The sequence below is a fragment of the Vibrio sp. 10N.261.52.A1 genome, assembly GCF_002876325.1.
Lineage (GTDB): Bacteria > Pseudomonadota > Gammaproteobacteria > Enterobacterales > Vibrionaceae > Vibrio > Vibrio chagasii.
Map to the genome: position 1 here is coordinate 5,910 of NZ_MCYD01000559.1, position 3,102 is coordinate 9,011.

Genomic DNA, 3,102 nt, shown 5'->3' on the forward strand with positions numbered 1-3,102 from the left:
TCTCGAATCTCGAATCTCAAACTATTCGTCTTCTTCGGCCATGAAGGCTTCCAGCAAATCGTTGAGGAAAAGTTTCCCTTTTTCTGTGATTTGCCAGTGAGTATCAGTTTCGTTCAAATAACCTAGCTCTTTTGCCCACTCAATTGTTGGCTGAACAGCGTCCAAACCAAGTCCTGTCGTATCAATGAAATCTTGCTTAGGGCATGCTTCCATCAGCCTGAAACGGTTCATGAAAAATTCGAAAGGGCGATCTTCGTTTGCTACTTCAAATTCATCCGAAATATAAGGCTTCACCATATTCTGGTAAGCCGCCAAATAGCCTCTAGGGTGTTTAACCTTAGTTGTTCGAATGATTCGTCCATCAGCAAAACTCAGCTTGCCATGAGAGCCGCAGCCAATACCCAAGTAGTCACCGAAGCGCCAGTAGTTGAGGTTGTGTTGACACTGGTAGCCCGGCTTGCTGTAGCCTGAGATTTCGTATTGCACATAACCTGCATCAGCGAGCTTTTTGTGGCCTAATTCGAAGATATTCCAGAGATCATCGTCGTCTGGTAGAGTTGGCGTTTTGTAATAGAACATGGTGTTAGGTTCTATTGTTAGCTGGTACCAAGATAAATGCGGGGGATCTAACTCGATGGCTTTGTCTAGATCAGCCAATGCTTGATCGATACTTTGATCCGGCAAGCCATGCATAAGATCGAGGTTAAAGCTGTTTAGACCGATTTTATGTGCAAGGTGAGCAGCGTTGACCGCTTCATCTTGACCATGGATACGGCCCAGTCTTTCTAGCTTTTCTTGCTCAAAGCTTTGTACACCAACCGAGATACGAGTAATCCCTGCTTTTTGGTAACCAGCGAAACGCTCAGCTTCAATGGTGCCCGGGTTGGCTTCCATGGTGATTTCAATTTCAGGTTTGAATGGGGTGCGTTGCTCAATACCTTGAAGCAGTCGACCGATACCTTCTGGAGAGAACAGGCTTGGAGTTCCCCCTCCAATAAAGATCGAATGCAGAGGACGAGGTGCACCATTGAGTTGGTACTTCTCGATATCAGTATCGAGATCCTCAAGTAGCGCATCGATGTACTCTTTTTCAGGGATTTCGGCTTTCAGAGCGTGTGAGTTGAAATCACAATATGGACACTTTTGCACACACCACGGGATGTGTACATAAAGGCTAAGAGCTGGTGGAACGAGTGCTGTGTTGTGCATTACAGAGCTTGCTCTTTTAGTGCTTCGAATAGTGACGCTAGGGCCTTACCACGGTGTGAAAGCTGTTTTTTGCGTGAAGGTTCAAGCTCGGCAGATGCACAGTTCTCTTCTGGAACAAAGAATACAGGATCGTAGCCAAAGCCATTTTCGCCGTGTTCTTCAGTCAGAATTTGTCCTTCCCACTTACCATGACACACCAATGGTGTTGGATCATTTTCGTGACGCATTAGCACCAATACACAGTGGAAACGAGCAGTACGCTTTGCTACCTCAACACCTTGCATGGCATCAAGCAGCTTTTCGATGTTCTGCTTATCGGTAGCGTCTTCTCCTGAGTAACGAGCTGAGTAGATACCTGGCGCGCCATTTAAGTAATCAACCTCTAAACCCGAGTCATCCGCAATTGCTGGTAGACCGGTTTCTTTCGCTGCATGACGGGCTTTAATGATGGCATTTTCAATGAATGTTGTTCCTGTCTCAGCGACTTCTGAAACGTTAAACTCACTTTGTGCGACAACGTCAAAACCAAACTCAGACAGAATACCTGCCATCTCGCGAACTTTACCTTGGTTGCCTGTGGCTAAAACAATCTTACTCATGGGGATGTTGCTCTAATAAGTTGGTGAACAGAAAAGTGAAGGCTGAACCTACTCTTCTATATAGAATTTTTGTGTGAATCGCAGTGGGCCTGTGCCTTTCAAACCTGCGTTAACATCAATATCAAAAGTGATGTTTTCTTCGTGTGTTACAGGGAACTCAGCTAGGTAATAAATCGCATCACCTTCCTTTATCTCGCGGAAGTTAAGTGTGCGAGTATTGCCCACAAGGTTCTTGGCTGTTCCCGTGATGTTAGCGGTTGTTGCTGGTTTGCCAAGGGAAGCTTTGTCTAGCACGCTGATGTTCAGAATCGCTGAGTAGCCATTTCGCTTAAGTTTATATTGCTTAGCGACTTGAGCCGTTAAAAATGTTGAGTTAAAAGCTGAGTAGTGAACCTCGACATCCTTAATGTTTTTAAATTGTCCTGCCGAGCTTGGTAGGGCAATAAGAGCGGTAAGTAGTGCTGTAATCCATAGACGCATAATGACTCCAATAAATAGCAAAAAGCCATCATAGGATGGCTTTGACTTCAGTGGGGGTTTGGCTTGGCGAGCATATTCGAACTTGTTTGTGCCGGCCGAGCTCTCCCTTTTCAATTTTAATTTGCCCTTTAGCTACCTTAAATTGTTTCGCAAGGTATTTCGCTAAGTGGGCATTGGCTTTGCCATCTACCGGGGGAGCGGTGATGGCAATTTTGAGTTCCTCACCATGCAAGCCAACAATTTTGTCTCGGCTTGCTTTGGGTTGGATATAGAGTCTAAGAAGAATATCGTCTCCCTCGACCCAAACCGCTTTTGGCATCGTCAAAGTACCTGATGTTCGTACTTGAATTATAGCTGATACCAAATAGGACCAATCATGTCACCCATTAGGAAGTTCGCAAACTGAAGAACAATGAACAGAACCAGAACGCTTAAGTCGAAGCCACCCATATCCGGTAGGATGCGGCGGATAGGCATTAGCATTGGCTCAGTCAGTTGATGGAACACATACTCGATTGGGCTGCGACCTTGACTAACCCAGCTTAGGATTGCACGGATTAGTAGTACCCAGAAAATCAAACCACCCGCCGCTTTAATCAGAGATAGTCCGCCAAAGATTAGGAAGCTGATGTCGAACACAGCCGCGCCGCCAGAGATAATTAAGTTGAGAGCGACGAACTTGAGTACACATAGCACATAAGCGAAAACAACCGTTGCCAGATCTAGGCTGCCGATCGACGGAATAACTCGGCGTAGTGGAGCTACCACTGGTTGTGTCGCTTTTACGATGAATTGTGAGAACGGATTGTAGAAA

General features: G+C 45.7%; 5 protein-coding genes. All 5 read right to left on the bottom strand.

What is annotated here, in order from left to right:
• Positions 1–21: 21 nt before the first annotated feature.
• On the bottom strand, positions 22–1,209 hold the full coding sequence (gene hemW, locus BCT81_RS08710) for a radical SAM family heme chaperone HemW (RefSeq protein WP_102423865.1): 1,188 nt from the start codon (positions 1,207–1,209) through the stop codon (positions 22–24).
• Positions 1,209–1,808 carry an XTP/dITP diphosphatase gene (locus tag BCT81_RS08715; RefSeq protein WP_102423866.1) on the bottom strand — a complete coding sequence of 200 codons (600 nt, stop codon included), beginning with the start codon at positions 1,806–1,808 and terminating at the stop codon, positions 1,209–1,211. The genes hemW and BCT81_RS08715 overlap by 1 nt, the downstream gene beginning before the upstream one ends.
• Before the next feature lie 48 nt (positions 1,809–1,856).
• Entirely contained in the window at positions 1,857–2,288 is a 432-nt protein-coding gene (locus tag BCT81_RS08720) for a DUF4426 domain-containing protein (protein ID WP_102423867.1), read from the bottom strand.
• 28 nt (positions 2,289–2,316) lie between these two features.
• Positions 2,317–2,607 (bottom strand): DUF167 family protein YggU, encoded by a 291-nt coding sequence (gene yggU / locus BCT81_RS08725; protein WP_102423868.1) that lies wholly within the window; start codon positions 2,605–2,607, stop codon positions 2,317–2,319.
• A gap of 29 nt (positions 2,608–2,636) precedes the next feature.
• Positions 2,637–3,102, bottom strand: a 466-nt coding sequence (locus BCT81_RS08730) for a YggT family protein (protein WP_102423869.1), incomplete at its 5' end; no start/stop codon positions are given.

Coding starts and splice junctions, on each gene's coding strand:
- yggU (WP_102423868.1), bottom strand. CDS start 2,607: ATGCCAAAAGCGGTTTGGGTCGAGGGAGACGATATTCTTCTTAGACTC.
- BCT81_RS08720 (WP_102423867.1), bottom strand. CDS start 2,288: ATGCGTCTATGGATTACAGCACTACTTACCGCTCTTATTGCCCTACCA.
- hemW (WP_102423865.1), bottom strand. CDS start 1,209: ATGCACAACACAGCACTCGTTCCACCAGCTCTTAGCCTTTATGTACAC.
- BCT81_RS08715 (WP_102423866.1), bottom strand. CDS start 1,808: ATGAGTAAGATTGTTTTAGCCACAGGCAACCAAGGTAAAGTTCGCGAG.